This is a genomic window from Pseudomonadota bacterium, assembly GCA_026388275.1.
GTDB lineage: Bacteria > Desulfobacterota > Syntrophorhabdia > Syntrophorhabdales > Syntrophorhabdaceae > JAPLKB01.
The window spans coordinates 1-2,409 of record JAPLKB010000071.1; the positions used below are offsets into that span (position 1 = coordinate 1).

General features: G+C 44.2%; 3 protein-coding genes. 1 reads left to right on the forward strand and 2 read right to left on the reverse strand.

The annotated features are described in order from the left end of the window. A partial coding sequence (locus NT010_17070; GenBank protein ID MCX5807755.1) for a hypothetical protein occupies window positions 1-308 on the forward strand: 308 nt, incomplete at its 5' end. 876 nt (window positions 309-1,184) lie between these two features. On the opposite strand, the gene NT010_17075 is transcribed toward NT010_17070, so the two are convergent. Together NT010_17075 and NT010_17080 are read right to left on the reverse strand one after the other, a co-directional pair. Then, a complete protein-coding gene (locus NT010_17075) occupies window positions 1,185-1,559 on the reverse strand; it encodes a DUF6463 family protein (GenBank protein MCX5807756.1) in 375 nt (124 codons plus the stop codon). A 228-nt stretch (window positions 1,560-1,787) separates the two neighbouring features. Continuing rightward, window positions 1,788-2,153, reverse strand: a complete 366-nt coding sequence (locus NT010_17080; GenBank protein ID MCX5807757.1) for a hypothetical protein — start codon at window positions 2,151-2,153, stop codon at window positions 1,788-1,790. Between the last annotated feature and the right edge of the window lie 256 nt (window positions 2,154-2,409).

Here is a 2,409-nt window from a genome sequence, read left to right on the forward strand (position 1 = left end):
AGAAAAACTTTATTGCCTCTCTGGATACCTGGTATATGCAGTGGTCATCCTTTCTGAAAGAAAGAACGACAGATCCCATAACAGGGAAATGGCATTATACGCATAAGAGACTTCGCTCTGCATATAGAAGCCTGAGACTAAGCCTTCCCTATCTGTTTACCTATCAAAAGCATCCTGAACTAAAGATCCTCAATACCACCAATTCTCTCGATGGTTGTTTTGCATACCTAAAGGAACTTCTCAGGGTCCACAGGGGATCAACGAGAAGCCTCAGAAACAAGATCATTGAAGAGGTTTTGGGTAGATAAAAAAGCCCTTAAAAATCGTATTAAGCCGCATTTTTCAATTTGAAGGGCATTGATGTTACCTGCAAAGTTTTTACGCTGATGCGCTTTTGAAGACAATGATTACGAAATGAAGTAGCCCAAAAGCTAATGGACAGTTATACATATATTATTATACAATAGTACTCGGAAGGTGGGGAAAAAGGCTAAGCAGTAATCTGATAAGTGCAGGAAAATCTGCTAAGGGCAGGGTAAAGTCAGGGTGCTTACGATACCGCCCTGAACAGTGTACCAGGCTTTTTTGTCACAAGGATCTTTTCGGTAGTTTCTCCAGTTTCTTTTTTGCCTCTTGTCGCTGTTTTTCTGTGTTCTGCTTCTGACCCTTTTCCTTGTCTTTCTTACTCTTGTCTTTCATCACATGCTCCTTTTTTTGCTATGTAGAAAAACAACTATACTGCAACCAATCTTATCCCCGTCGGTATTTTTTGTCAATCAGATTAATGCCTTCCCTATTTTCTGTCGGGATCGTGCTACCTGTATAGCACATTGCTCAGCCATTCAGGCGAAACACCCTGACAAAGGGTACAATTTGGATGTGGTGATGAGTGAGTTGGTTGTATATGAAAGAAGACATAAAGTTTTGCATCAGGAAATCCGTGTAACAGTTACACAGATTTCTAAAATAGCCGTAAAGTCAACACGGACGCTGTTCAGCAGGATATAACTTCTAAAACTGGTTTCTAAAATTCAGGATATAGTTTCGATAGGAAAACTCTCTGTTTCACAGGGGTATCTCTTTGCCGCTAACCTTGGAAGTCCTGACTTTTTCACCATATTTGATGAAATAGTAGAGACACCGGCAACCAATCCTCCGTCTATCCTTAATTACTGGCTGCCCCTTTATTGTTTTTCTTTCTTGCCGGCCTCTTTGCGTGCTCGGAGGAATATACCAATCGCAGGGATCAATAGTGCCCAGAGTCCTGATTTTGGGTGCATAAAGCATCCAATGACAGTAAAGGCAAGAAAGCTCCATTTCAAAAACAACGGCATTTCGAGTTTTCTGCGCTCGATCCAGTCGATGAGACCGCCGACAATCATGAGGGAGAAACCAGTCATGAAAAACCAAAATGCCACCCGCCTGTCAAGGCTCCTGCCGACCGTATTAAAGAGTAATTCTCCGGCAAACTGGAAAACGACTTTGTGATACGCAACCAACCCATAGATCTGGTGGATCAGACCGATTGCCATGAGACTCTTCCCGATCCATGCCTTCATCCTATCCTCCTTCCCGCCGTCCGGCCGGGTCGCATCTTACATCTATCGAATAACGGCTTCCAATATGTCAAGGGCCTTCATCGATTTCTATTTCCTCTTATCCTTGATTGCGTCCTCCATCATTATCAAACAATGAGGGTGAATCGTGATCACCATGTTTGCAGACCAACGCCGGCGTCACCGGGAGGCGAAGCGCCGTATTTCGCCGGTGGATGGCATAGTTAGGCATTAAAATCTACTCTGAATAACGAAGCCGAAATGAGGGGTCGGATTGGTGACAATGATCTGTTCCCCAGTTGGCTTCTTAATTACGTATCCATCAAACACCTTTTCCTGGCCACCCTGTAAATTGCCATAGACTTTGACTTTTTCATTAAGGGAGACATCCAATTTCCTGTTGCCCGGCAACTTAGCGCGAACAAAGATTGAACCAGAGTTGTCCGTAAGAGTAAAACCGTTTTCATTTAGTTGCGTAACCGTTCCTTCGATTGTAGTTACTGGCGGCAATCCTATGTTCTTGATCGGTGTAGTGCCGGCACACCCGCTAACAATTACGATAACCATTGCTCCAACAGCTAAGAAGATCCTCTTCACTGCAAGTCCTCCATTCGTTGATTTTGCCTAACATGTGGATCAACCAGAGCCAACCGCGATTGGCTGCACCCACGGGTCGGGCAATTCTTTTCATCCCGGTTGTCCTTTGTCAGTGCCTCGTACTATTATACAAGACACCAATAGACAAAGGGAATACAATTTGATAGGTTTCTTAAAAGGTAGGTTGTGTGGGTGGTCAGGTCGGTCAAGGCGTGAACGGTCATTATCAGATGGCCAGTTCGTGGGTCAGATGGAC

Coding starts and splice junctions, on each gene's coding strand:
- NT010_17075 (MCX5807756.1), bottom strand. CDS start 1,559: ATGAAGGCATGGATCGGGAAGAGTCTCATGGCAATCGGTCTGATCCAC.